Annotated in this window: 22 protein-coding genes and 1 tRNA gene; 13 read left to right on the top strand and 10 right to left on the bottom strand. The window is 66.9% G+C overall.

Annotation, left to right across the window (positions count from 1 at the left end):
* The first annotated feature begins 20 nt into the window (after positions 1–20).
* Positions 21–2,456, top strand: a complete 2,436-nt coding sequence (locus tag GTH33_RS14005) for a TonB-dependent receptor (protein WP_243848225.1) — start codon at positions 21–23, stop codon at positions 2,454–2,456.
* A 239-nt stretch (positions 2,457–2,695) separates the two neighbouring features.
* Here the strand turns inward: GTH33_RS14005 and GTH33_RS14010 are convergent, their stop codons facing one another.
* Positions 2,696–3,970, bottom strand: a complete 1,275-nt coding sequence (locus GTH33_RS14010; protein WP_163958916.1) for an MFS transporter — start codon at positions 3,968–3,970, stop codon at positions 2,696–2,698.
* A gap of 54 nt (positions 3,971–4,024) precedes the next feature.
* Complete coding sequence (locus GTH33_RS14015) at positions 4,025–5,056, bottom strand: LacI family DNA-binding transcriptional regulator (protein WP_163958917.1); 1,032 nt, start codon at positions 5,054–5,056, stop codon at positions 4,025–4,027.
* A gap of 151 nt (positions 5,057–5,207) precedes the next feature.
* Between GTH33_RS14015 and GTH33_RS14020 the strand changes: the two genes are divergently transcribed.
* Entirely contained in the window at positions 5,208–5,864 is a 657-nt protein-coding gene (locus GTH33_RS14020; RefSeq protein ID WP_163958918.1) for a GntR family transcriptional regulator, read from the top strand.
* Here GTH33_RS14020 and GTH33_RS14025 read toward each other — a convergent pair.
* Together GTH33_RS14025 and GTH33_RS14030 are read right to left on the bottom strand one after the other, a co-directional pair.
* Positions 5,849–6,895 (bottom strand): spore coat protein U domain-containing protein, encoded by a 1,047-nt coding sequence (locus GTH33_RS14025; RefSeq protein ID WP_338054385.1) that lies wholly within the window; start codon positions 6,893–6,895, stop codon positions 5,849–5,851. The two genes, GTH33_RS14020 and GTH33_RS14025, sit on opposite strands and share 16 nt — an antisense overlap.
* A gap of 125 nt (positions 6,896–7,020) precedes the next feature.
* A tRNA-Pro gene (locus GTH33_RS14030) sits at positions 7,021–7,097 on the bottom strand.
* Positions 7,098–7,300: 203 nt separating this feature from the next.
* Between GTH33_RS14030 and yajC the strand changes: the two genes are divergently transcribed.
* From yajC to GTH33_RS14050, 4 genes are read left to right on the top strand one after another with little or no spacing between them, the layout of a single operon-like run.
* Positions 7,301–7,639 carry a preprotein translocase subunit YajC gene (gene yajC, locus GTH33_RS14035; RefSeq protein WP_163958920.1) on the top strand — a complete coding sequence of 113 codons (339 nt, stop codon included), beginning with the start codon at positions 7,301–7,303 and terminating at the stop codon, positions 7,637–7,639.
* Positions 7,639–9,237, top strand: coding sequence for a protein translocase subunit SecD (secD, locus tag GTH33_RS14040; protein ID WP_163958921.1), 1,599 nt, complete (start codon positions 7,639–7,641; stop codon positions 9,235–9,237). The genes yajC and secD overlap by 1 nt, the downstream gene beginning before the upstream one ends.
* 16 nt (positions 9,238–9,253) lie before the next feature.
* Positions 9,254–10,231 carry a protein translocase subunit SecF gene (gene secF, locus GTH33_RS14045; RefSeq protein WP_163958922.1) on the top strand — a complete coding sequence of 326 codons (978 nt, stop codon included), beginning with the start codon at positions 9,254–9,256 and terminating at the stop codon, positions 10,229–10,231.
* Between the two features lie 4 nt (positions 10,232–10,235).
* Entirely contained in the window at positions 10,236–10,607 is a 372-nt protein-coding gene (locus GTH33_RS14050; RefSeq protein ID WP_163958923.1) for an Mth938-like domain-containing protein, read from the top strand.
* On the opposite strand, the gene GTH33_RS14055 is transcribed toward GTH33_RS14050, so the two are convergent.
* Both GTH33_RS14055 and GTH33_RS14060 read right to left on the bottom strand, forming a co-directional pair.
* The gene (locus tag GTH33_RS14055; RefSeq protein ID WP_163958924.1) at positions 10,589–11,794 is read right to left on the bottom strand and encodes a glycosyltransferase; all 1,206 of its coding nucleotides are present in this window, start codon (positions 11,792–11,794) and stop codon (positions 10,589–10,591) included. The genes GTH33_RS14050 and GTH33_RS14055 overlap by 19 nt on opposite strands.
* A 67-nt stretch (positions 11,795–11,861) precedes the next feature.
* Positions 11,862–12,686, bottom strand: coding sequence for a class I mannose-6-phosphate isomerase (locus GTH33_RS14060; protein ID WP_163958925.1), 825 nt, complete (start codon positions 12,684–12,686; stop codon positions 11,862–11,864).
* Positions 12,687–12,776: 90 nt separating this feature from the next.
* Here GTH33_RS14060 and GTH33_RS14065 point away from each other — a divergent pair, with 90 nt between their 5' ends.
* A complete protein-coding gene (locus tag GTH33_RS14065; RefSeq protein WP_163958926.1) occupies positions 12,777–13,745 on the top strand; it encodes an outer membrane protein assembly factor BamD in 969 nt (322 codons plus the stop codon).
* A 103-nt stretch (positions 13,746–13,848) separates the two neighbouring features.
* Entirely contained in the window at positions 13,849–15,507 is a 1,659-nt protein-coding gene (gene recN, locus GTH33_RS14070; protein ID WP_163958927.1) for a DNA repair protein RecN, read from the top strand.
* Positions 15,508–15,537: 30 nt separating this feature from the next.
* Here recN and GTH33_RS14075 read toward each other — a convergent pair whose 3' ends face one another.
* The gene (locus GTH33_RS14075) at positions 15,538–16,512 is read right to left on the bottom strand and encodes an SDR family oxidoreductase (protein WP_163958928.1); all 975 of its coding nucleotides are present in this window, start codon (positions 16,510–16,512) and stop codon (positions 15,538–15,540) included.
* Positions 16,513–16,629: 117 nt separating this feature from the next.
* Between GTH33_RS14075 and GTH33_RS14080 the strand changes: the two genes are divergently transcribed.
* The 5 genes from GTH33_RS14080 to GTH33_RS14100 all read left to right on the top strand — a co-directional run bounded on the left by GTH33_RS14080 (position 16,630) and on the right by GTH33_RS14100 (position 24,122).
* A complete protein-coding gene (locus GTH33_RS14080; protein ID WP_163958929.1) occupies positions 16,630–16,929 on the top strand; it encodes a hypothetical protein in 300 nt (99 codons plus the stop codon).
* Positions 16,930–16,990: 61 nt separating this feature from the next.
* On the top strand, positions 16,991–19,138 hold the full coding sequence (gene ligA, locus GTH33_RS14085; RefSeq protein WP_163958930.1) for an NAD-dependent DNA ligase LigA: 2,148 nt from the start codon (positions 16,991–16,993) through the stop codon (positions 19,136–19,138).
* 181 nt (positions 19,139–19,319) lie between these two features.
* Entirely contained in the window at positions 19,320–22,097 is a 2,778-nt protein-coding gene (locus GTH33_RS14090) for a TonB-dependent receptor (protein WP_163960084.1), read from the top strand.
* A gap of 112 nt (positions 22,098–22,209) precedes the next feature.
* Positions 22,210–23,322 (top strand): sensor histidine kinase, encoded by a 1,113-nt coding sequence (locus GTH33_RS14095; RefSeq protein ID WP_163958931.1) that lies wholly within the window; start codon positions 22,210–22,212, stop codon positions 23,320–23,322.
* Positions 23,319–24,122, top strand: a complete 804-nt coding sequence (locus tag GTH33_RS14100; RefSeq protein ID WP_163958932.1) for a LytR/AlgR family response regulator transcription factor — start codon at positions 23,319–23,321, stop codon at positions 24,120–24,122. The genes GTH33_RS14095 and GTH33_RS14100 overlap by 4 nt, the downstream gene beginning before the upstream one ends.
* Before the next feature lie 39 nt (positions 24,123–24,161).
* Here GTH33_RS14100 and GTH33_RS14105 read toward each other — a convergent pair whose 3' ends face one another.
* The 3 genes from GTH33_RS14105 to GTH33_RS14115 form a co-directional block, all read right to left on the bottom strand.
* Complete coding sequence (locus GTH33_RS14105) at positions 24,162–24,308, bottom strand: lmo0937 family membrane protein (protein ID WP_116461135.1); 147 nt, start codon at positions 24,306–24,308, stop codon at positions 24,162–24,164.
* Positions 24,309–24,431: 123 nt separating this feature from the next.
* Positions 24,432–25,220: an inositol monophosphatase family protein gene (locus GTH33_RS14110; protein ID WP_163958933.1), complete on the bottom strand. Its 789-nt coding sequence runs from the start codon at positions 25,218–25,220 to the stop codon at positions 24,432–24,434.
* On the bottom strand, positions 25,213–26,562 hold the full coding sequence (locus GTH33_RS14115; RefSeq protein ID WP_163958934.1) for a TldD/PmbA family protein: 1,350 nt from the start codon (positions 26,560–26,562) through the stop codon (positions 25,213–25,215). Before GTH33_RS14115 ends, GTH33_RS14110 begins: the two co-directional genes overlap by 8 nt.
* Positions 26,563–26,574 lie beyond the last annotated feature (12 nt).

Genomic DNA, 26,574 nt, shown 5'->3' on the forward strand with positions numbered 1-26,574 from the left:
GGATCAGGAGAGGAATACCGATGAAGGCGACACCGACGCGAATCGCGATGATGCTGGGGGTCGCCGTACCGGCGCTCATGCTGACCGCGCCTGCGCATGCACAGGATGCGGCCACGCCCCTCGCCGGCGGTCCTGCATCCAGCCCGGCCGCGCAGGCCGTCCCGGGCAGCCCGCCGGCACCGGGCGTCGCCGCCGAACAGGCCGCGGACAATGCCGGCGATGCCGCGGGCGCGACCGGCGACATCGTCGTGACGGCGCAAAAGCGCAGCGAACGGTTGCAGGACGTGCCGATCGCCGTCTCGGTCATCGGTGGAGAGGCGCTCGCCGCCCTCGGCAAGCCCGGCCTCGAAGGCGCGGTGACGTTGGTCCCGGCGCTGAACTTCCAGAAATCCGGCACGACGCTGAACCAGTCGCTGTTCCTGCGCGGCGTCGGCACGACCACTTTCTCGATCGCCGGCGAACCGTCGGTGTCGACCGTCGTCGACGGCGTCGTCTTCGCGCGCTCGGGCGAGGCGTTCGGCGACCTCGTCGACATCGAACGGCTCGAGGTGCTGCGCGGTCCGCAGGGTACGCTGTTCGGCAAGAATGCGTCGGCCGGCGTCGTCAACATCGTGTCGGTGCAGCCGACGCGCGACTTCGGCGGCTATGTCGAGGGCGGTTATTTCACCAACGGCGACGAGGCGCGCGTCCGCGGCGCGCTCAATATTCCGCTGAGCGAAGACCTGCTGACCCGGGTCACCGGCTTCTACAGCCGCTACGATGGCAACATCCGCAACGTCGCGACCGGCGGCCGGGTCAACGGCTATGAACATTACGGCGCACGCGCACAGGTGAAATGGACGCCCAGCGACGCCACGACGATCGCGCTGATCGCCGATTATCACCATAATGACGACAATTGCTGTGCAGAGGTGATCGGCACCGGGCCGCTGAACGCGGCCGGCGCCGCCATCACCAGCCCCGTGTTCGGCGTGCTGCCCACCCCTCAGGGCGATCGCACCCGCGCGGTCAACCAGAATTTGGTCACCCGTACCAAGGAAGAGGGGTATGGTGCCTCGCTGCAGATCGACACCGAACTCGGTACGCAGACCGTCACCAGCATCACCGCCTATCGCGACTATCGCAACACCGAAATCCGCGACGGCGACTTCCTGCCGCAGGCCTATGTCGGCTTCAACCAGTTGCACGACACCGGGCCGCAGACCGGCAACACCTTCAGTCAGGAATTGCGCCTGACCTCCCCTGCCCGTCAGTTCCTGTCCTACGTCGTCGGCCTCTATTATTCGCGGGCGGAATCGGAACGCGTCTATTCGCGCGCCGACGTGGTCTGCAACGCCGCGACCGCGCCGACGACGCTGATCCCCTGCGGCAGCACCGGCGCACCGGCGACGACCACACCGTTCGGGCGGGCCGATTTCGGATCGGTCTTCAAGAACATCGCCGCCTTCGGTCAGGCGACCGCCAACTTCACCGATCGCTTCCGCTTCATCGGCGGCCTGCGCTGGACCGCCGACCAGCTGAACGTCTTCCACAGCCGGACGACGACCCTGGCGGGCCCTGGCATCCAGCCGAGCTTCCCGACGACCGCAACCGGTACCGGCACGCCGGCGACGCAATTCCGTGGCAAGACGACCAACACCAACGTATCGGGCAAGGCGTCGCTGCAATTCGACGTGACCAGGAACGTTACCGCCTACGGTGGCTACACGCGCGGCTACAAGGGGCCGGCATTCAACGTCTTCTTCAACCTGACCGGCACCGGCACCAACGTGATCGCGCCGGAAACGTCGAACAGCTACGAAGTCGGGCTGAAGAACACCCTGTTCGGCGGCAAGCTCGTCCTCAACCTCGACGCTTTCTATGCCAAGTACGACAACTTCCAGGCCAACAACCCCGATCTGGTCGCCGGCGTCGTCGTCACCCGCTTCACCAATGCCGGCAAGGTGTCGACGCGCGGCGGCGAGGCGGACATCGTCTTCCGTCCGGTCGACGATCTGTCGCTGTCGGGCGGCCTCGCCTATACCGAGGCGCGGGTCGATCGCTTCATCCAGGCACCCGGCGCACCCGTCACGGCCGTGATCCCCGCCGGCACCGCGCTGCCGTTCGCACCCAAGTGGAAGGGATCGCTCGGGGCCGACTATCGCTGGCGCACCGGTGGCGCGGTGGACCTGTTCCTCGGCGCGCAGGGCAATTACCAGTCGAAGCAGCTTGCGCTCTTCTCGCCGGATGCGGTGCAGCGGCGGCTGGGGACGATCGGCAGCTACGGCCTCGTCAACCTCTCGGCCGGCGTCGGCGATGCGGACGATCGCTATCGCCTCACGTTCCAGGTGCGCAACCTGTTCGACCAGAGCTTCGCGGCCGCGATCCAGAACGGCGGCCCCTCGGGTTCGTACCGCTACCAGATTCCGCGCGATGCGGATCGCTATTACGGCGTGACCGGCCGGATCAACTTCTGATCCCGGCCCCACAATAAGCGAACGGCCCCGGAGCGATCCGGGGCCGTTTCACGTTCTGCCGGCCTGATACCGCATGGAAACGGCCGACGGCCCGAGCGCAGCAAGACGATCGGGGCACGTCCCGCGCCATTCGCGCCCTCTCGACGCACGGCCCAAGGTACTCGGGGCACCAACCCTATCGCCCGCCTCGAAGCCAGCGCGGCGCCGCGGAAGCGACGCCGCGCATGGCCTCGATCCGTCTAGTGCCCGAACGGCATTTCCCGCGCCGCACCTGGCTCGGCCAGCGTCAGCCGCGGTACGAGCAGATGGACCAGCGCCAGCGCCACCAGATACGATCCACCGCAGACGATCAGCAGCGGTGCGTAACCATAGCCCTTGTCGAGCGAGAAGCCGGCGCCCTCGATCATCGCCATGCCCGACAGGTTGCCGGCGAAGGCGCCGATGCCGATCGCCGTACCGATCATGCGCGATGGAAAGATATCCGCCGTCATGCCGAACACGTTGGTGGAAAACCCCTGATGCGCGAACAGCCCCAGCCCCAGCAGCGAGGCGGCGACCCAGGCGTTGCCGGTCAGCAGCACCAGCGGCACCGGCAGGATGAGCAGCGCGTACAGCAACATCGACCCCTTGCGTGCGCGGTTCATGTCGACGCCGCGCCGCAGCAGCCAGGTCGGCAGCAGCCCGCCGCTCAGCGCGCCAAGCGCCGCCAGCAGGTAGATGAAGGCGATCGGCAGGCCCAGCTGCCCCTGGGACAGGCCGAACATCCGGTGGAACAGGTCGGGCATGAAGAACAGCAGGAACCACCAGCATTGATCGCTGAGCGCCTTGGCCGCGATGATCGCCCACTGGCGGCGATCGCGCAGCATCGCCGCCCACGGCACCTTGCCTGCGGGCGCATCCGCAGTGGACGATGCCGTGCTGCCGGTCCGCGGCGTGACGGCCAGCCAGGCCACGACCCACACGAAACCGAGACCGCCGGTGATGAGGAACGCCGCGCGCCAGCCCAGCCACAGCGCCAGCGGCGGGATCGCCAGCGGTGCGGCCACCGCGCCGAAATTCGATGCCATGTTGCCGATGCCGAGCATCAGCGATCGCTGTTCGGGCGGGAAATAGGTCGCCGCCGTTTTCACCTGCGCCGGCGTACCGATCGACTCGGCGGCGCCCAGCAGCGCGCGGACGCCGACGAAGCCGGCGACGCTGCTGACGAAGGCATGCGCCATCCCGGCGAGGCTCCATCCCGCCACGCCGATCGCGAACCCTCGGCGCAGGCCGATCCGGTCGATGAACCAGCCGGTCCCCAGAAACGACACCGCCGCACAGAATTGGAACGCCGATGCCATGTGGCTGTAATCGCGGTCGCTCCAGCCGAATTCGGCCTGCAACGTCGGCTTCAGCAGCGCGATGATCTGTCGATCGACATAGTTCAGCATGATCGCCGTAAAGGCGAGCGCGACGATCGCCCATCGTCTGGCCGAATGGTCCACCCCCTGCCCGGCGTGCGCGCCCTGTGTCATCCGACCTCTCCGCTTATCGTTAGGACAACGGTGTCACCCATGTGGTGCGTCAGGTCAAGCGGAGGGCGGCGGCGCCGTCGACTCCCGCTCGACCAGCTGAAAGTCGAGGCGGCGTTCGCTGCTGTCGCTCTGGACCAGCAACAGGTCCGCCGCCTCGATCGCCAATTGCCGGACGGGCTGACGGATCGTCGTCAGCGGCGGCCAGACGATCTCCGCCAGCGGCGCATCGTCGAACCCGGCGACTGACAGCATCGCCGGCACCTGAATGCCCCGGCGGTGCGCGGCGACCAGCGCGCCCGCCGCCATGTCGTCGCTGGCCGCAAAGATCGCGGTGGGCGGCGCAGGCAGGTCGAGCAGCGCGTCCGCTGCCGCCTTGCCCGATGCGAAATCGAAACTGCCCTGCTGGATATGGTCCAGGTCGACGGCGATTCCCGCATCGGCAAGCGCCCGCAGGTGACCGGCGAGGCGCTGGCTCGACGCGGCATAGCTGCGATCGCCGACGACGAAGCCGATGCGGACATGGCCCAGCCCGATCAGGTGCGTCGTCATGCGATACGCTGCCTGTTCGTTGTCGATCGACGTCGCCGGCACCCCCTCGATCCGCGCGCCGGGCAACAGGCGGACGAACGGGATACCGCGGCGCTGCAACTCGTCGATGACGCGGCGATCGTCGCAGGCCGGTGGCGCAAGGACCAGGCCGTCCGGATGCGCCTGGTCGATCAGGGCGACGATATCGTCGAGCAGCGCCGGGGACGATCGATCGTAGGGCTGCGCGATCATGCGGACATTGTCGCGCTCGCACCGCTGGCGCACGCCGGCCTGCACCTCGTACACGAACCACGGATTGGGATTGTCGCAGATCAACGCGATCTGGTGCGACCGGTGCCCCGCCAGCGCCCGCGCCGCCTGCGACGGCTGGAACCCGATCTCGGCCATCACCGCCAAGACCCGCTCGCGTTTTTCGGCGCTTACATATTGCTGATGGTTGATGACCCGCGACACCGTCTTGAACGACACGCCCGCCAGCCTGGATACGTCGCGGATGGTCGGCCGCCCCGAACGGGGGATAGTCGGATCGTTTTCCATCGCCTTGCACTAGGCAGTGCAACGCGCGGGGGAAAGGGGTCGCGCCGCAACGGCCCGTCCTGCGGCACGGTCACGCAAGGCGTTGATTGTATATCCGCATTCTGGAAGGGTGTCCTATCGCGTCGAGCCCGTCGCCCGAGGATCAGAGCCGATGAGCATCGTTGTCCGCACCCTGTCGGAACAGGTCTTCGAAATCGTGCGCGAACGGATCGTCGCGGGATTGATCCGCCCTGAGTCGCCCATCCGCCAGGATGCGCTCGCCGCCGAACTGGGCGTCAGCAAGATTCCGCTGCGCGAGGCGCTCGCCCGACTGGCGCATGACGGGCTGATCCAGGGCCATGCAAACCGCGGATATTCGGTGCTTCCGCTGTCGCCGCACGAGGCGAACGAAATCTACGCCTTACGCCTAGCCATCGAACCCTCCGCCGCCGCCGCCGGTGCCAGGGTCGCGGATGCCGCCGCCAGGGTGCTGGCGACCGCCGCCTTGGCCGCACTGGAGGATGCACAGGCCTCCACGGCGAGCGAAATCGCGGTTCGCCATCGCCAGTTTCACCTTGCGCTCGTTCGGCCCGCCGATCGACCGCTGACCACCGATCTGGTCGAACGGCTGGCGATGCTGGCGGAACGCTATGTCATAGCGCACCTCGCGCCGGCCGGGCGTTACGCACGCGCGCATCGCGAACACCGCGACATGCTGGACGCCTGGACCATGGGCGATGCAGACACGGTCGAACGGGCCATGATCCGTCATCTCGCCTCGACGCGGTCCGATCTTCAGGTCGAACTCGGCGATCAGCGGAGCAGGTAGGGGAAGGACAACGAGAAAGCCCCGCCGGCCTTCATCGCACCCTTGGGCCGAAACCGTAGCTGCGTGATGGCGCCTTCGGACGCGCGGTTGCCAGCGACCGGCGAATAGGTCCAGCTAACCCCATTGTCGGCGGAAAAATCGACGTCGTCGGTCGCGCTGCCCGGAACATAGCTGAGCGTCACCCCGGCCGAGGGCGATCCGTCGGTGAAGCCGATCACGGTCGATGACGTCGTACCATCGCCGTCCAGGATGACGCTGGTCCTTGCCGGCACCTTATAAATCAGGGCGACCGATGCATTGTCCAGCGCGACCAGATCGGGATTGCGGACCGCCAACGTCGTCCGCCCCTTGCTGCCCGGAACCGCCAGCGGCCGCGCCGTTCCGTTCGTCGCGTCCCATGTGGCGGCGGAGGTCAGCGTGATCGTCATGTCCTGCGGGGTAACGTCCAGCGTGACGGTCACGTCGCTTTTCACCGGGCTGGGCGGTGTCTCGTAACTGCCGACGCAGACCAGCGCCGAGATGCCGTTGCAGATCCGCCAGTCCCACGTCATCGTGATCGTGTCGGTATAGCGCCCCGGCGCCGGGCGCACGCCGCTCGCCAGCTTTATATTGACCGGTAGCGTACCGTTGTTGCTCCCCAGCAGCCCCAGCGCGTTGAGCACATTGTTTTGCATATATTCAGTCGTCTTGTTCTGCGTCAGCGGCACGGTCCCGTTGGGATCGGCGGACGCGGTATAGACGATATCGCCCGCACTGCCCTTCAGCTTCAAATCGTTCAGGCTGGCGAATGTCGCCTTGATCGAATTGCTGCCGAGCAGGACGAGCAGCGCGCTGCTGCACGTCAGCCCCCCGGAACTGACGATCGGCGGCACCTTTCCGGCCTCGACGGCAGCGGGGGAATACGGGCCGCTCGATGTCGCGACTTTCGCTGTGACCGCACATACGGGGGCCGCCATCGCCGGCACCGCCAAAGTCGACGCCGCAACCGCCAGAAGGCGCCCGAGCATCCCCACCCATCGAAAGCCTGTCATGCCGTCCCCGTGTTCATTGGGAAACGCGATGAGGCTTCGGCGGTAAATGCCCCGTTACAAAGTCATTTCGGTTGCAAACGACCGTCGCCCGATCGCCGTGGCAGCATCACCGTGCTGCCGATAATTGGTCGGGGCGACAGGATTCGAACCTGCGACCCCCACACCCCCAGTGTGATGCGCTACCAGGCTGCGCTACGCCCCGACCGAGGGACCGTGCGGCAATGCCGCCGATCCCGGAGCGGGGCCTGTAGGCGGGTCGTCCCGACGATGCAAGCTGACAAATGCCGAGCGGAGAGATACGCGCGGTCGGAACGTCGCAACGTTGCGCGACGCCCCGGTCGATGCTAGCGCGCGGCGCTTCAGGTGCGGGGGATTTCCTCTGCCGATCAGCCATGCACGGATCAGATGTTCATCTCCCCAGCTTATGCCCAGACTGCCGGCGGCGCCGCTGAATCCGGCGGGTTCGCCTCGCTCATCAGCTTTGCCCCGCTGCTGCTCATCTTCATCGTCTTCTACTTCCTGATGATCCGGCCGCAGCAGACCCGCATGAAGGCGCTGCAGCAGGCGGTCGCGGCGGTGAAGAAGGGCGACAGCGTCGTCACCGCCGGCGGCGTGATGGGCAAGGTCACCCGGGTCGAGGACGCCTTCGTCGAGGTGGAGATCGCGCCCAACACCCGCATCCGCGTCGTCAAGGCGACGCTGGCCGAGGTGACCGGCCTCAACACGAAGCCGGCGAACGACTGATGCTGGACTTTCCACGCTGGAAGGTGGTGTCGATCTGGACGTTGCTGGCGGTGCTCTGCGCGCTGGCCATTCCGACGTTCCTGCCCGAATCGACGACCGCGAATTGGCCGTTCCATCCGCGGGTGAACAAGGGGCTCGACCTTGCCGGCGGCAGCTATCTCATGCTGGAAGCCGATACGCAGGATCTCGCCAACACCCGGATCGAGGCGTTGCGCGAACAGATCCAGGGATCGATGCGCAACGGTACGCCGCGCATCCTGATCGGCGATATCTCGACCCGCAACAACCAGATCAGCTTCATGCTGCGCGATCCGAGCCAGGTCGATGCCGCGCGCGAACGCCTGCTCGGCATTACCGGCGGTGGCGCGGGCATGACCGGGCAGCGCGAATGGGACATCCAGGTCGTCGACAGCAGCCGCTTCGTGCTGACCCCGACACAGGCCGGACTGACCCAGGCGGTCAAGACCGCGATGGAGGATGCGACCGACGTAGTCCGGCGTCGAATCGACGAACTCGGCACGCGCGAACCGACCATCGTGCGCCAGGGCGACAACCGCATCCTCGTCCAGGTGCCAGGCCTGCAGAACCCGCAGGCGCTGAAGGATCTGCTCGGCAAGACCGCGCGGCTCGAATTCAAGCTTGTCGACACGACCGCCAATCCCGCCGACGTCGTCAAGGGCATCGCACCGATCGGCAGCCAGGTACTGCCCTATCCGGGCAACCCGGCCGGACCGCCGTTCATCGCGGTGAAGCGCTCGGTCATCATCTCGGGCGACCAGTTGGCCGATTCGCGGCAGGCGTTCGATCAGCAGACCAACCAGCCGAACGTGCAGATTACGTTCAACGCGATCGGCGGCAACCGCTTCGCCCGCGTGACCCAGCAGAATACCGGCAAGCCGTTTGCCATGATCGTCGACAACAAGGTGATCTCGGCGCCGAACATCAACGAACCGATTCTCGGCGGCAATGCGGTGATCAACGGCGGCTTCACCGTCGAAAGCGCCAATCAGCTCGCGATCGCATTGCGGTCCGGCAAGCTGCCGGTCGCCTTGAAGGTGATCGAGGAATCGACCGTCGGTCCCGACCTCGGCGCCGATTCGATCCGCGCGGGCATTCTCGCATCCGCCGTCGCGGTGGCGCTGGTCGTCGCCTTCATGTTCGTGACGTACGGCCGGTTCGGCCTGTATGCCAACCTGGCGGTCGTCATCAACGTGTTCGTCATCCTCGGCGTGCTGGCGCTGCTCAAGGGAACGCTCACGCTGCCCGGCATCGCCGGCTTCGTGTTGACGATCGGTACCGCGGTCGATGCCAACGTCCTCATCAACGAACGCATCCGCGAGGAACGCCGCCGCGGCCGCTCCGTCGTGCAGGCGGTCGAACTCGGCTATAAGGAAGCCAGCCGGACGATCTTCGAAGCCAATATGACCCACGCCATCTCGGGCGTCATCATGTTCATCCTGGGTTCCGGCCCGGTGAAGGGTTTCGCCGTCGTCCTGCTGATCGGTATCGTCACCTCGGTCTTCACCGCCGTTACGTTCACGCGCATGCTCGTCGCGCAGTGGATCCGGCGCGAAAAGCCCAAGACGATCAACATTTGAGGCGAAAGGCCAAGACATGCGCCTCCTGAAAATCGTACCAGACCATACCAACATCGACTTCGTCTCGCTGCGCAGCTGGGCTTTCGGCCTGACGCTGCTGCTCAGCGTGCTCGCGGTCGGCCTGACCGCGGTAAAGGGCCTCAACTTCGGCGTCGATTTCGTCGGCGGCCTGATGATCGAAGAGAAGTTCCCGACCCCGCCCGATCAGGACAAGGTGCGGACCATCGTCGATAACCTCGGCGTCGGCCAGGCGTCCTTGCAGCAGCAGGGCGGCCCGCAGACGCTGATCATCCGCCTGCCCGTCCAGAGCGGCGCGGACGAAGGCGCCACCAACGCCGTCGTGAAGAAGGTCGAGGCGGCGCTGGGGCAGGCATTTCCAGGTGCCACGTTCAGCCGCTATTCGACGGTGTCGGGCAAGGTGTCGGGCGAGTTGATCCGCCACGGCGTCCTTGCCGTGGTGCTGGCCGTGCTTGGCATCGGCCTGTTCGCGATCGTGCGGTTCGAATGGCAGTTCGGCGTGTCGACCATCGTCGCCATCGTGCACGACCTGCTGATGACGATCGGATTCTTCGCCCTGTCGGGTTTCGAATTCGATCTCAACATCATCGCGGCCGTGCTGACGATCATCGGCTATTCGATCAACGACAAGATCGTCATCGACGATCGCATCCGCGAAAACATGCGCCGCTACCGCAAGATGGAGATGCGCGAGATCATCAACCTGTCGGTGAACGAGACGCTGCCTCGCACCGTCATGACCTCGGTGACGATCCTGCTTGCGCTGGTGGCGATGCTGCTGCTGGGCGGCCACGTGCTGCGCGGCTTCACCGCGGCCATGATCCTTGGCATCGTCGTCGGCACCTATTCGTCGATCTACGTGTCGTCCTCGCTGCTGATCACGCTCGGCCTGCGCGCCGAGCCGGAGGGGATCGACAAGCCCCGCCGCGGCGGCGGCATGGACAATGCCGAGCGGGTCGCCCCGCGGGAGCGTTGATCGCATGCGGATGGAGCGCGATTCGATCGGCGGACCCATCGTTCGCGGCTTCGTCGGCAGCGGCTTCCGCATCGATGACGACACGGTCTGGCGTGCCCTGCTGCTGACGCCCGAAGCCGCCACGGCATGGACGCCGCCGCCGCTCGACGCGCTGGACGAGGCGGCGTTGCAGCCGCTGATCGATCAGGCGCCGGAATTCGTGCTGATCGGCACGGGTGCAGCGCTGGTGCGTCCTCCGGTTGCGCTGGTCCGGGCGCTGGGGGATCGCGGCATCGGCGTCGAGGCGATGGACAGCCGCGCCGCCGCGCGGGCCTGGGGCGTGCTGCGCGGTGAAGGGCGCGTCATCGGCGCCGCGCTCTATCCTCTCGAAGCCTGACCGGACCGGATCGTCCGCCGCCGACCGCGCGCGACGAGTCCCGACAGGTGGTCGTGCAGCGCGGCGGTGTTCGCCGCCCAGGTAAAGGGCAATGCCGCGGCGCGCACGGCCGCCGGCTCCGGCGGATGCACCAACAGCTCGCCGATCGCCGCGGCGATGCTGACGGGATGGCTCGGAACGATCCGTCCGGCATCGCGCGTCGTCACCACCTCCCGCGCGCCGCCAGCGTCGGTGATGACGATGGGCGTGCCGCAGGCGAGCGATTCCACCCACGCATTGGCAAGCCCTTCCGACGTCGAGGCAAGCGCCATGACGTCGGCGGCGCCGATGATCGCGGGCAGGCTATCGTGCGCCACGCTGCCAAGAAATCGCACGCGGTGACCCACGCCCAGTTTCTCAGCCAGCGCTGTCAGCCGCGCCCGTTCCGCGCCCTCGCCGACGATCGCGAGGGTCACGTCCGGCAGCGTCGCCACGGCCCGCACCACCAGGTCTTGTCCCTTGCGCGGGATGAGCGCACCCAGCGACAGCACGAGCGGCCCGGCGATGCCCAGTTCGGCCTTGCCGCCGACCCGATCGACCGGCCGGAACCGATCGAGGTCGACACCGGTGTGATGGACTCTGATCCGCTCGCCGGGAATGCCCAGCGCCATCATGTCCGCGCGCATCGCGCCGCTGACCGCCAGCACGCCGTCCGCCGCCTGCCCGGCCGCGACGACCTGCGCCGCGGTCGGCCCGCCGGTTCCCCAATGGTGGATATCGGCGCCCCGCGCCTTGATCGACACCGGCACGCCATAGCGCGCACCGAGCGCCACCGCCGCGGGCCCGTCCGGAAAGAAGAACGAGGCGTCGATCACGTCGAACGCGAAATCGCGTCGGATCGCATCGAACAGCGGCTCCAGCGCGTGTTGCAGCTGGCGGGCGTGCCAACGTCCGCCGACCCCCGGTATACTCGTGAACCGCGGCCGGTACACGTCCAGTCCACGCCAGGCTTCTCGCTCGGGCAATGACCGCTTATCGGCATGCTGGATCAACGCGAGCGGTCCGGGCGGCAGACCGATCGGTGCGACCACCCGAACCTCGACCCCGTCGCGTGCTGCCAGCCCCGCGGTCTGCCGTTCGACGAAGATGCCAAAGTTCGGCCGCGTCGCGTCCGGAAACAGGGTGGAAAGCGTCAGGACCCGAAGCATGTCGCGGCGAACGCTAGGGCCTTGGGGTTAACGCTTCCACCCTCCCCCTGATCGGACCGACCCCAGATCAGATCCTTTGCGTGCCGGGATAGGCGAACAGCAGATCGGCATCCGGGCTGGCCACGATCGTCTCATGGCCGGTGACGGTGACGCACTCGCCGGCCTTGAAGGCGACGCCCGCAACGTCCCCCGACCCGCTGATCGGCACCAGCCAGCCGGTCTGCCCGTCCGCCAGTGCGACGTTCCGCTCGCCGCCGGTCCAGCGCTCGAGGACGAACTTGGGGCCTTCGACCAGAATGTCGCGGCCCGCGCCCGCGCCACCCGGCGACGTGATCGGCCGATACGGCGTCAGGTGGGAGACCGCGACGCCGTCCTCGAGATGTAATTCTCGATCGCTGCCGTAATCGTACAGACGATAGGTGGTTTCGGAGTTCTGCTGCACCTCGATCAGGGTGAGGCCCGCACCGATGGCGTGGATCGTCCCCGACGGCGCATAGTAGAAATCGCCGACCTTGATCGGCACCCAGTCGAGGTCCGCCTCGATCGAGCCGTCCTGCGCATCGGCGCGAAGCTGCTCCGCGGTCATCGGCTGCTTTGGCCCCAGCGCGATCGTCGAATCGGGCTTTGCCGCGAGGATCGTCCAGCATTCGTCCTTGCCGCGCGGCAGCCCCCGCGCGTGTGCCTGCTCGTCATCAGGATGGACCTGCACCGACAGCTTCTGGCCGGTGAAGAGGTATTTGATCAGCAGGTCGGGGGTGGTGTCGCCCGGCTCCTGAAACCAGATCTCGCCGATCGGCTCGCCACCCTCGGGCGCATCCTCGAACCCGAAGCCCAGATCGTGCCTGCCCCATGGCTTTTCGACGCGATGGGTGTGGAGCAACGTAGCAGGCATGCGGGTCCTTTCGAGATCGTAACCAGTCAGCGCAACGAGCGACGGAAGGGATTGTTCGCAAGGCCGCGCTTACGCTAAGAGCCTTAGCCGATGCGTACCCCACAGTCCAAGGCGCTTGCCGCAGCGCTGATCGCCGTCCTCGCGCTTCCCATCGCGGGCTGCGCCCGCAATCGTGCGAAGTCCGACCTGCCCTATGTCGCGCGCGACGTCGGCACGCTCTATTCGACCGCCCGCAAGCGGCTCGACCAGGGCCGGTACAAGGAGGCGGCGGTGCTGTTCGACGAGGTCGAGCGCCAGCATCCCTATTCGGTCTGGGCGCGCCGTGCGCAGCTGATGAGCGCGTTCAGCTATTATCTGAACCGCGATTATACCGAGAGCATCCAGTCGGCGCAGCGCTTCCTGTCGGTCCACCCCGGCAATCGCGACGCGCCTTATGCCTATTACCTCGTCGCGCTGAGCTATTACGAACAGATCCGCGACGTCACCCGCGACCAGAAGATCACGCTGCAGGCCCTGAATGCGTTGGGCGAACTGACCCGTCGCTATCCGAACACGCGCTACGCCTCCGATACCCGGCTGAAGATCGATCTCGTCAACGATCACCTCGCCGGCAAGGAGATGGAGATCGGGCGCTTCTACGAAACGCGCGGCCAGTGGCTGTCGGCGACGCTGCGGTTCCGCACCGTCATTGACAAATACCAGACGACCACGCACACGCCCGAGGCGCTGATGCGGCTGACCGAAAGCTATCTGTCGCTCGGCCTGCCCGATGAGGCGCAGAAGGCGACCGCGGTGCTCGGCGCCAATTATCCTGGCACCGACTGGTACGGCCATGCCTACAAGCTGATGCAGAAGCATCCGCCGCAGCCGGTCGCACCGATCCCGCCGGGCCAGCCGATCGTCCCGGTCGGCACACCGGGGTCGAAGAATCTGGCGCTGCCGGGCGAATCGGGCACCGCCACGCCAAAGGCCGAGGCCCCTGCCCCGCCCACCCCCGTGGCGCCGAGCGGCGGCACGACCGGTGGTCCGGTGCCCACCACGGAAACGCCGACCACCTGATCGGCGGCGTCTTGCGCGCGAAAGCACGGGTCGCCGCTGCTTTCTCGCGAAAACAGAACATTTAAGGATCAACATCGCCGCAAGGCGCGCTATATCAGCGGCGATGCTGACTGCGCTGTCCATTCGCGATGTGGTGCTGATCGAAGCGCTCGACCTGGAATTCGGAGCGGGTCTCGATGTGCTGACCGGCGAGACGGGGGCCGGCAAATCGATCCTGCTCGACGCGCTCGGTCTGGCGCTCGGCGGGCGTGGTGAGACGGGGCTCGTTCGCCACGGCGCCAGTCAGGCGGTCGTCACCGCGACCTTCGATCCGCCGTCCGGCGCACTCGCTGCGGTGCTCGACGACAATGGCGTCGAGGTGGAGCCGGGCGAACCGCTGTTGATCCGTCGCATCGTCAAGGCCGACGGCGGCAGCCGCGGTTTCGTCAACAACCAGCCCGCCGGCGCCGCGCTGCTGCGCGAAATGGCACCGATGCTGGTCGAAATCCACGGCCAGCACGATGACCGCGGGCTGCTCAACCCGCGCGGTCACCGCGCCCTGCTCGACGCGTTCGGCCGCGTCGACCCCGGCGACACCGCCCGCGCATGGGCGACCTTTCGTGGTGCGGAAACGCGCCTGACCGCCGCGCGCGCGGAGATCGAGACCGCCGCCCGCGATCGCGAATGGCTGGAACATGCGGTGGGCGAACTGACCGCGCTGGCCGCCGAACCCGGCGAGGAAGAGGCGCTGGCCGACAAGCGCCGCGGCATGCAGCGCGCCGAAAAGATTGCCGACGACCTCGCCGCGATCGATTCGTATCTGGAAGGATCGGACGGCGGCCTTGCCCAGCTGCGCCAGGCGGCGCGCGTGCTGGAACGGATCGCAACCGATCATTCCGCCCTTGCCGAGGCGCTGGCCGCGATCGACCGCGCGGTGATCGAGGCCTCTGCGGCCGAGGAGCAATTGGCCGAGGCACGCCGCGACCTCGCCTTCGACCCACGCGCGCTGGAGGATGACGAGGCGCGGCTGTTCGAATTGCGCGGCATGGCGCGCAAGCACCGCGTGCAACCCGACGATCTGGCTGCCCTGACCGCAGAACTTCGCACCAGGCTGGAACGGCTCGATGCCGGCGAAGGGGGCGTTGCGCTGCTGGAGGCTGCGGTGGCCGCGGCCCGTGCCGATTACGATGCCGCTGCGGACATCCTGTCGCAACGCCGCCATGCCGCCGCCGAACGGCTCGACGCCGCGGTCGCTGGCGAGCTGGCCCCGCTGAAGCTCGATGCCGCGCGGTTCCGCACTATCGTCGTGACGACGCCGCAGGACGGCTGGTCGTCGCATGGCAAGGACCGGGTCGAGTTCGAGATCGCGACCAATCCCGGCGCGCCGTTCGCGCCGCTGGCAAAGATCGCGTCCGGCGGCGAATTGTCGCGCTTCATCCTCGCGCTGAAGGTCGCGCTTGCCGAAGAGGGCGGCGCAGCGACGATGATCTTCGATGAGATCGATCGCGGCGTCGGCGGAGCGGTGGCGAGCGCGATCGGCGAACGGCTGGCCCGCCTGGCGGAGCACACGCAGTTGCTCGTCGTCACCCACTCTCCGCAGGTTGCCGCGCGCGGGGCCGAGCATCTATTGATCGCGAAAAGCCACGACGGCACGGTCACCCGTACCGGCGTGCGTGTCCTCAGCGAAGCCGAGCGGCGCGAGGAGATCGCCCGCATGCTGTCCGGTGCCACCGTCACCGATGAGGCGCGGGCACAGGCGGAGCGATTGCTGGAGACGGCCTGAACCGCCGCCAGCGATCGCCGCGTGCCGCGATCAGATCGCGCCGGTCCCGCCATTCGCACCGAACACGCTGCCGGTCGTAAAGCTGACCGCCGGATCGGCCAACGTCACATACAAAGCGGCAAGTTCCACCGGCTGACCGGCGCGGCCAAGCGGCGTGTCCTGGCCGAATTCGCCAAGCTTGCCCGGCAACTGACCGCCGGCGACCTGAAGCGGCGTCCACACCGGACCCGGTGCGACCGCATTGACCCTGATGCCTTGCTTGGCGACCTGCTTGGCCAGTCCCTTGGTGAAGATCAGGATGCCGCCCTTCGTGGTCGCATAATCGAGCAGTTCCTCACCCGGGTTCACCGAATTGACCGACGCGGTATTGATGATCGCCGCGCCCGGTTTCATCAGCGGCAGCGCCGCCTTCGACAGATGGAACATCGCATACAGATTGGTCTTCATCGTCCGGTCGAACTGTTCCGCGCTGATCTCGGCGATCGAGGCTTTCGACTGTTGATAGGCGGCGTTGTTGACCAGGATGTCGAGGCCACCCAGTTCGCGGTTGGCGCGGGCGATCAGATCGCGGCAGAACTTTTCGTCGGTCAGGTCGCCGGGGATCAGCACCACTTTGCGCCCTTCCCCGCGCAACAGCCGTGCGACATCCTGCGCGTCGGGCTCCTCGGTCGGATAATAATTGATCGCGATATCTGCGCCTTCGCGGGAGAAGGCGATCGCCGCGGCACGACCGATCCCCGAATCCCCGCCCGTCACCAGCGCCTTGCGCCCGGCCAGGCGCCCGGACCCGCGATAGCTCGTCTCGCCGCAGTCCGGCACCGGCTTCATGTCACGCTGCAAGGCTGGCCATTTCTGACGCTGTTCGGGAAAGGGCTGGCTGGTATATTTGGTTTGCGGGTCGGCCAGCGGCACGGTCGTCTGCGCAAATGCGGGAGACGCGGCGGCGGCAACCCCCGCGACGGCGGCGCCCTTGAACAATTCGCGGCGATTGGTCTGGTCGGTCATGGCGGAAACTCCGGGAGCGTGTGCCAAGGGAAATCGCCGATATGGCCGGATAGTTCATCGGCTCGTCATAAAAAGATGAACCTTGCCAACACGATGTCAGCCGGCAAGGGGATAAAGGTGGTCGGGCACACCTTCGAATCGCGCGTCGCTCTGGCGATGCTGCCGCTCGGCGCGTCGATGACGCTGGCCGCGGCCGCGGGCGGCATCGGCACGATCGTATTCGCTATCCTGCTGATGTGGCGCTGGCCCGCGAACGGCGGCTGGTGGCTCGGCTGGAGCGTCGCGGCGGCGCTGGCGGCGGCCTTCATCCTGCGCAGGGGCATCGCGACGATGTGCACGTTCGACTGGCGCGTCGCGGTGGCGCCGATCCTCGTCGGCGCCGGCATCGCCATCGCCTATCCGGGCTGGTGGTTCTGATCGCGCGCGGCACCGCGCTCCCCCCTTGCGGGACCGGCCCGCACTCTCCTACCCCGTCGCGATGAACGATCTGCCGACAACGCCTGAGCAGGCTGCCGACGAACTGGAAGCGCTCGCCACCACGATCGCCTATCACAACCGCCGCTATCATACCGACGATGCGCCGGAGATCGCGGACGCGGACTATGACGCCCTTATCCGCCGCAACACGGCGTTGGAAGCCGCCTTCCCCGATCTGGTCCGTGCCGATTCGCCCAGCCGCCAGGTCGGCGCCGCACCCGCCGCGCATCTGGCGAAGGCGCCGCATGCCAGGGCGATGACCAGCCTCGACAATGCCTTCGCCGACGCGGACGTCGCCGATTTCGTCATGCGCATCCGCCGTTTCCTGAAGCTGGACGACGCCGAACCGGTGATGCTCACCGCCGAACCCAAGATCGACGGCCTGTCCTGCTCGCTGCGCTATGTCGACGGCGTGCTCGAACAGGCGCTGACCCGCGGCGATGGCCGCATCGGCGAAGACGTCACCGCAAACGTCCGCCATATCGCCGATATCCCGACGACCCTGCCCGGCGCGCCTGCCGTCTTCGAGGTTCGGGGCGAGGTGTATATGGCAAAGCCGGCATTCGCCGCGCTCAACGCGCGCCTGCGCGAGGAGGCTGACGATCCCGCCAAGGCGCGTCAATTCGCCAATCCGCGCAACGCCGCCGCAGGATCGCTGCGCCAGAAGGACCCGCAGGTCACCGCCGGTCGGCCGTTGCGGTTCTTCGCCTGGGGCTGGGGCGATCACAGCGCGCTGCCCGCGGCGACGCAGTCGGACATGATGCAGCGCATCCGCGGCTGGGGCTTTCGCGTCGCCGACGACGACCTGATCGCCCCCGTCAATCCGAACATCGCCGCAGCCGGCGACGCCGACGCCGCGCTCGGCACCTATCGCGCGATCGAGGCGCAGCGCGCCGACCTGCCGTTCGACATCGACGGCGTGGTCTACAAACTGGATCGGCTCGACTGGCAGGACCGGCTCGGCGTGGTCGGCCGCGTGCCGCGCTGGGCGATCGCGCACAAGTTTCCGGCGGAACAGGCACAGACCACGCTGGAGCGGATCGATATCCAGGTCGGCCGCACCGGCGCGTTGACGCCGGTGGCGCGGCTGGAGCCGGTGACCGTCGGCGGCGTCGTCGTCACCAATGCGACGCTGCACAATGCCGACGAGATCGAGCGGCTCGGGGTCCGGGAGGGCGACCGCGTCGTCGTGCAGCGCGCCGGCGACGTCATTCCGCAGATCGTCCAGAACCTGACGGCCGATGCGGATCGCCCGGCCTGGCCGTTCCCGCGCACCTGTCCCGATTGCGGGTCGACGGTGGAGCGGGACGAGGGCGAGGTCGTCTATCGCTGCACCGGTGGCCTGATCTGTCCGGCGCAGCGCGTCGAGCGGCTGATCCACTTCGTCTCGCGCCATGCGTTCGACGTCACCGGCCTCGGCGCGACGCTGATCGAGGCATTCTTCACCGACGGCCTGATCCAGTCTCCCGCCGACATATTCCGCCTGACGGAAGAACAGCTCGCCGCGCGCAAGAAGGACGGCCGCGTCTGGGCCGCAAACGTCATCGCCGCGATCGAGGCGCGCCGCACCATCCCGCTCGATCGGTTCCTGTTCGCGCTGGGCATCCGCCACGTCGGGGAGATCACCGCCCGCGACCTCGCCCGGCGCTATCGCTCCGCACGCGCGCTCGGCGCCATGCTGCGTCACGCCGTCTTCCTCCACCATCAGACGCAGCCGGTGATCGGGGAAACCGATCGCAAGTTCGTGCTGCGCCGCGACCGCCTGCTGGTGACCGCGATCGAAACGGCCGGCATCGGGCCGGAGGTCGCCGGCGCGCTGGTCGGCTTCTGCGCGGAACGGCACAATCGCGCCGCGGTCTTCGACCTGTTGCGCCAGGTCCGTCCCACCGACGTCGTCTGGGAAACGCGCGCCTCGCGCGTCAGCGGCAAGACGCTGGTGTTCACCGGCAAGCTCGAAACCCTCAGCCGGGACGAGGCCAAGGCGCAGGCCGAGGCGCTGGGCGCCCGGGTGTCGGGCTCGGTGTCAGCCAAGACCGACATGGTCATCGCCGGGGCCGATGCCGGCTCCAAGCTGAAGAAGGCGGGCGAACTCGGGATCGAGGTCATCACCGAGGCGCAATGGGCTGAAATCATGGCCGAAACAGCCTGATCATCGCGCGCAAGCGTGGCTTTTTTGCAACGCAAAAAACGGGAAGCGCGAGCATGACGGCCCATGCCTCGCCATTGTCACAAACTCGCAATATTGAGCACCCATGGGCCGCGGCAACGGCATAAGAAACGAGCCGCGACTTCCGAGCACAATGCTCAAAGGGGACTTAGATCAGATGCGTATGACATTCGCTTGTGGCGTGGCCTTGGCCGCGCTCATGATTCCGGGCGCGGCGTTCGCCCAGTCGACCGGTTCGGCGGAAGCGGACAACGTCGGCACGACCGACATCGTCGTCACCGGCTCGCGTGAAACGGGTGTGGGCGGCGTCGACGTTCCCAACACGGCGAAGAACAAGCAGGTCCTGAACCAGACCTTCATCTCGCGTCAGACGCCCGGTCAGACGATCAACGACATTATCAACCAGCTTCCCGGCGTCAGCTTCCAGAACAACGATCCGTTCGGCTCGGCCGGCGGCACGCTGACGATTCGCGGTTTCGACGGCAGTCGTATCAGCCAGACGTTCGACGGCATTCCGCTGAACGATACCGGCAACTATGCGATCTATTCGAACCAGCAGCTCGACCCCGAGCTGATCGAGCAGGTCAACGTCAATCTCGGTTCGACCGACCCCGATTCGCCGACCGCTTCGGCGTCCGGCTCGACCGTCAACTATCGCACGCTGATCCCCACCGACGAATTCGGTGCCCGGATGGTCGGCTCGATCGGCGACTACAGCTTCTTCCGCGTGTTCGGCTTGGTCAACACCGGCGTCTTCACGCCGTTCGGCACCAAGGCCTGGTTCTCGGGTTCGAGCGCGACCAACGATGTCGTGTTCAACAACTTCGGCAAGATCGAGAAGCAGCAGTATAACGCCAAGGTCTATCAGCCGATCGGCAGCGGCAAGGACTTCATCTCGGTATCCGGCCACTACAACCAGAACCGCAACAACTTCTTCGGCTCGGCGCCGCTGCGTTACGACACGAACGCCTTTTCGTCGACCGGCGGGACCGGTGCGAATGCTGCTCCGCCGACCCTGGTGACGGGCGCACCGCGTGTCGCCGGCACGAGCAACCTCAGCCGCTTCCCCTTCAACCGCGACGAGCTGCCCTACACGGTCGCCCGGTGCCAGATCGACACCCCGCAGGCCGGCGTCGCCGACACGCCTGCGATCGTCAACGTGCCCGGCGCGTCGAACAACGGCAACGCGTGCGGCACCACGTTCGACGAGCGGTACAACCCCTCGAACACCGGCAACATCCGCATCAACTCGCGCTTCTCGCTGGCCGATAAGCTGACGCTGTTCGTCGATCCCAGCTATCAATATACCAAGGCGAACGGCGGCGGCACCGTCACCGCGCGCGAAACCGGCTACACCCGCACCACGGGCGTGCCGATCGCAACGCCGCAGTATGGCTTCATCGGCGGCCAATATTACTTCGGTCGCGACCTGAACGGCGACGGTGATACGCTCGACCAGATCACCGTGCTGGCGCCGAGCCAGACCGTGACCAACCGTTACGGCGTGATCGCGTCGCTGCGCTACGACTTCTCGGACTCGCAGAGCATCCGCGTCGGCTACACGCTGGACTACGGCCGCCATCGCCAGACCGGCGAAACCGGCTTCCTCCAGGCCAATGGCGTCCCCTTCGACGTCTTCCCGTCCAACGACGGCATTGCCGCGGTCAACGGCGGCATCATCCAGAAGCGTAACCGTCTGTCCAAGGCGATCCTGAACCAGGGCTTTGCGCAGTATATCGGCAACTTCTTCGAGGACCGGCTCCGCATCGAAGCATCGCTGACCGGCAAGTGGTTCAAGCGCGACCTGACCAACAACTGCTTCGTCACGTCGGCCAGCGGCAACCTCGACTGTCTCGCCACCCCGGCGCAGAACGCGGCCTATGCTGCGGCAAACCCCTATGTCGTTGGCGGCACCACCGCGATCCCGACGATCACCGGCTATGCCGCTCCGCAGCAGCGCACCTACAAGTATGACAAGCTGCTGCCGGCAGGCGGCCTGACCTACACGGTCAGCGGCGCGCTCTCGATCTTCGGCAATTACTCGAAGGGCATCCAGGTTCCGGGTACGGACAACCTGTACCAGGCGTTCTACTATCCGCAGAACACCAACCCGGCGAATCCGACGCCCGAGACGACCGACAACTTCGATGCCGGGCTGCGCTACACCACCAGCCGCATCCAGGCGTCGGTGGGTCCGTGGTACACGCGCTTCCAGAACCGTCTGGCAAGCTCGTACGACATCGACACCCAGCAGACGATCTACCGCAACCTCGGTCGCGTCGACAAATATGGCGTCGATGCCAGCCTGGCCTATCGCCCGATCAACGAACTGCTGCTCTACGTCTATGGTTCGTACCTGAAGTCGGAGATCAAGAACGACGTCGAGATCGGCCGTTGCCCGACGACCCTGACCGCCGCGAACACGACCGCCAACTGCACGGTAGCAGGTGCTCCGATCCTCGCCGCAACCGCCGGCAAGCGTGAATCGGGTGCGCCGGTCTACACGTTCGGTGGCCGTATCCAGGCGACCTTGGGGCCGCTCGAACTGGGCGCCCAGGCCAAGCGTACCGGTCGCCGCTACGTGAACGACCAGAACCTCGGCAATTTCTATTGCACCGTTGCTCTGGTGAATACCGTCTGCCCGACCGTGAACAACGTGTCCGCCGCCTATACCGGCACGCGCGGTATCCTGGTGCAGTCCTATGACAGCTACGCCAAGGGCTACACCGTCGTCGACTTCGATGCCCGCCTGTCGCTCGACTGGGCCGGCATCGGCGGCAAGAACAAGACCTATCTGCAGCTCAACGTCGTGAACGCGTTCAACAAGTTCTACGTCGGCGGCTTCACCGGTGGCTCGACGCTCACCGTCAACAACACCATCCCGTTCGTCCAGATCGGCAGCCCGCGGGCGTTCATCATGTCGATCAACACGGCATTCTGATCCGCTCACACAGCTGATCGACCGGGCCGCCGCTCCCCATCCGGAGCGGCGGCCCTTCTTTTTCGCCGTCGCTTTGCACCGCCGTGTCCTCCCGTGTAGAGACCGCGGCGACATGGCGACGCTTCCCGCCCCACCCCGCCCGGCGCTCAACGTGCGCCCGTTTTTCGAGAACAAGAGCCGTGCGTTCTGGACGTTGCAGGCGGTCGGATGGACCGGCTACCTGCTGCTCCGCGGCGCATCGACGCTCAGCAACCTGTCGCTCGATGCGATCATCCCGGTGCTGTTCGAGGCGATTGTCGGCTATTGCGTGACGTTGCTGCTCTCGACGTTCTACGGCTATTTCCGCGGTCTGCCGCGTGTCGCCGGGCTGGTGCTGACGATCCTCGCCTTCGCCGTCGCGACGCTGTTCTCCGCCTTCCTCGACGCCTTCACCTGGTCGCTGATCCAGAACGGGCAGCCCGGCGTCACGCTGCCGCGTATGCTGGTGTCCTTCTATGTCACCTTCACCGCCCTGTTCGGCTGGTCGGCGCTCTATTTCGGCATCAATTTCTACCTAATCGTCGAGGATCAGATCGACCAGATGCAGCATCTCGAAAACCAGGCGTCCTCGGCGCAGCTGGCGATGCTGCGCTACCAGCTCAACCCGCACTTCCTGTTCAATACGCTCAATTCGATCTCGACGCTGGTGCTGTTGAAGCAGACCGAGCGCGCGAATGCGATGCTCAGCCGGTTGTCGTCGTTCCTGCGGTACACGCTGGCCAACGAACCGACCGCCCACGTCACCGTCGCCCAGGAAGTCGAGACGCTGAAGCTGTATCTCGAGATCGAGAAGATGCGGTTCGAAGAGCGGCTGCGCCCGAAGTTCGAGATCGACCAGGCCGCCGAACGGGCCCGCCTGCCCTCCCTGTTGCTGCAACCCCTGGTCGAGAATGCGATCAAATATGCGGTCAGCACGCAGGAAGATGGCGCCGAAATCTGCGTCCGCGTGCGGCTCGCCGGGGATCGCGTGCAGATCGCCGTATCCGACACCGGGCCGGGTTTGCAGGACGGTCGTGCGATGCCAAGCCTTTCAACCGGCGTGGGTCTCCCCAATATTAGGGAGCGGCTGGTGCAGGCATATGGCCCGGACCACCGTTTCGAGACGCGTACCGCGCCGGCTGGAGGCTTTTCGGTGGAGATCGAGATTCCCTTCCAGCTCGACGATCTGAGTAGAGAGGCCGCATGACGATCAGAACCATCCTGGTGGACGACGAACCACTCGCGATCCAGGGTCTGGAGCTACGGCTTCAGGCGCATGATGACATCGAGATCATCGAGAAATGCTCGAACGGGCGAGAGGCGATCCGGGCGATCAAGACCCACAAGCCCGATCTCGTCTTCCTCGATATCCAGATGCCGGGGTTCGACGGCTTCTCGGTGGTGCAGGGGCTGATGGAGGTCGAGCCGCCGCTGTTCGTGTTCGTCACCGCCTATTCCGACCATGCGCTGCGGGCGTTCGAGGCGCAGGCGGTGGATTATCTGATGAAGCCCGTCGAAGAGGCGCGGCTCGCCGATACGATCGAGCGGGTCCGCCAGCGGCTGAGCGAGAAGCGCGGCGTCGAGGAGGTCGAGAAGCTGAAGGAGGTGCTCGCCGAGCACGCGCCGGAGGCGGCGGCCGACATGGCCGACGGCGGCGGCGACGCGGTCAGCGCCAACCGCTTCGAAAAGCTCATCAACATCAAGGATCGCGGCCAGATCTTCCGCGTCGACGTCGACACGATCGAGCGGATCGACGCGGCGGGCGACTATATGTGCATCTATACCGGCGACAACACGCTGATCCTGCGCGAGACGATGAAGGATCTGGAAAAGCGGCTGGATCCGCGTCGGTTCCAGCGGGTGCATCGCTCGACGATCGTCAACCTCGATCTGGTCAAGCAGGTGAAGCCGCATACCAACGGCGAATGCTTCCTGGTGCTCAATTCGGGCGCTAGCGTGAAGGTCAGCCGCAGCTATCGCGACGTCGTCGCGCGCTTCGTCCATTGATGCGAAGGGCGGCCCTCCCGACGAGGGCCGCCCCGCCGGTCACAATGCGCGGCGCCCGGTGAACAGCTGGATCAGGCCGACGATGACGGCGATCACCAGCAGGATGTGGATCAGCCCGCCGGCGATGTGGAGCGAGAAGCCCAGCAGCCAGAGGATCAGCAGGATCACGGCGATCGTCCACAACATCGTCAAACGTCCCTTTACTCGCGCGCAGCCGAACTGGCTGGCGTCCGGCAACAAAACGTTACGGAGGCGTTGCGTGTTCCCGGTTTGCGATGAAACGCCGAAAATCGAAGGGCTTGCGCCGGTTCAGCCGTTCAGGACGGCCTGCGCGCGCGCGCTCAGCCACGCGATGGCGGCGGCGTGGATGCCAGGTGCGGCGACCATGACGCCGAACGCGGTGGGGTACGGCTTGTTGTAGCGCAGCGGCGCACCCAGCGCATCGCTGACCGCGGCCCCCGCCTCCGCCGCGATCACCGCCGCGGCGGCGATGTCCCATTCGTTACCCCAGCGCAGCGTCGCCACCAGATCGGCTTCGTCGGCGGCCACCATCGCCATGCGCAACGCGATAGAATTGGGCTTGGGTACGATCGTCAGATGCCGATCGATCCTGGGCAAGGCGTCGGTGGGCACCCGTGCACCATCCAGCTCGCAACGCGGTCCGGCATGCAGCGCGATCCCGTTGCGCACCGCCCCCTGCCCCGCCGTCGCGCTCCATCGCTCGCCACGCGCCGGCGCGTCGAGCACCCCGATCGTCGCCCGGCCATCCTCGACCAGCGCGATCGACACCGCCCACCCCTCGCGGCCGCGGATATAGTCGCGTGTGCCGTCGATCGGATCGACCACCCAGACCTGCGCCTGCGACAGCCGCTCGGCGCTGTCGACCGTCTCTTCGGACAGCCAGCCCGCATCGGGCAGCAATCCGCCCAGCCGCGCGCGCAGCATCCGGTCGACGTCCAGATCGACCTCGCTCACCGGGCTACCCGGCGTCTTTTCCCAGCGCGCGAAATCCGTCCGCCAGCGCGCGAGCGCCATCTGCCCCGCCTCGTGCGCGACCTGGGCCACCGCTGCGGTCAGATCGGCGCGGGGATCAGCCACCCGCGACGGTCATTCCATCGATCCGCAACGTCGGCACGTTCGTGCCGTACCGGAATTCGAGGTCGTTCGCCGGCGTCACCGCGCGGAACATGTCCTTGAGGTTGCCGGCGATCGTGAATTCGGCGACCGGTCCAGCGATCGCGCCGTTGACGATGCGAAAGCCCGCAGCGCCGCGGCTATAGTCGCCGGTGACCCCATTGACCCCCTGCCCGATCAATTCGGTGACGTAGACGCCATCGGCGATGTCGGCGACCAGCGTCGCCACCGGCACGTCGCCGGCCTCCATGAACAGGTTGCTGGGTGACACGCCCGGCGATCCGCCGACACCGCGCGCGGCATGGCCGGTGGGCTCCAGCCCGAGCTGGCGCGCCGCTCCGCTGTCGAGCAGCCAGGTCTCCAGCATCCCGTTCTCGATCAGCGCCACCGGCGATACCGGCAGTCCCTCGCCATCGAACGGACGGGATCGCAGGCCATGGGGCCGATGGGGATCGTCGCGGATCGTGACCCCCGCGCCGAACACCTGCGTGCCGAGCGCCTCGAGCAGAAAGCTGGTCTTGCGGGCGATCGCCTGGCCGGAAATCGCGCCGGCCAGATGGCCGAGCAGCGACGATCCGATGCGGGGGTCCATGACGACGGGCATCGGACCGCTCGCGACCCGACCGGGGTTGATCCGCGCCACCGCCCGCTCGCCGGCGCGACGGCCGATGGCCTCGGCGCTTTCCAGATGGGCGCGCTTGCGGGCGGCGTGATGCGCATAATCGCGCTCCATCCCCGCCGCCGCATCACCGGCCAGCACGCTGGCCGACAGGCTGTAGGCGGTCGCGGCATAGGCACCGGCGAACCCGTGGCTGGTCGCCAGCGCCCATACCGAGCGCGAGGCGCTGGCGCCGCCGCCCTCGCTGTTGGTGACGCCCGGCACCGCGCGGGCGGCGTCCTCCGCCTCCAGCGCCAGCTCCCGCAGCTCGGCCGGACTCAGCGTGCCGCCATCGTCGAGGTCGAGCAGCGGCGGCGCGCCGTGCATCAGCCGTTCCTGCGGCGCCAGCCCGGCCCAGCGATCCTCCGGCGCCTCGCGCGCCATCGCGACGGCACGCTCGACCAGGGCGTCGAGCGCGGCGACGGACAGGTCCGACGTCGACACGCTCGCCGACCGTTGGCCGACGAAGACGCGCAGCCCCAGTTCCTCGCTCTCGGAACGGCCGACATCCTCCAGCACGCCCAGGCGCACGGACAGGTCGAGCGAGGCATCGGCGGCGAAGACGGCGTCGGCGGCATCGGCACCGGCTTTGACGGCACGCGATACGATGTCGGCGGCGCGGTCGCGCGCCTGGTCGGGGGTCAGCATCGCCCCGACTTA

Origin of the sequence: Sphingomonas insulae (assembly GCF_010450875.1) — a bacterium.
In the GTDB taxonomy this organism is placed as follows: Bacteria; Pseudomonadota; Alphaproteobacteria; order Sphingomonadales; family Sphingomonadaceae; genus Sphingomonas; species Sphingomonas insulae.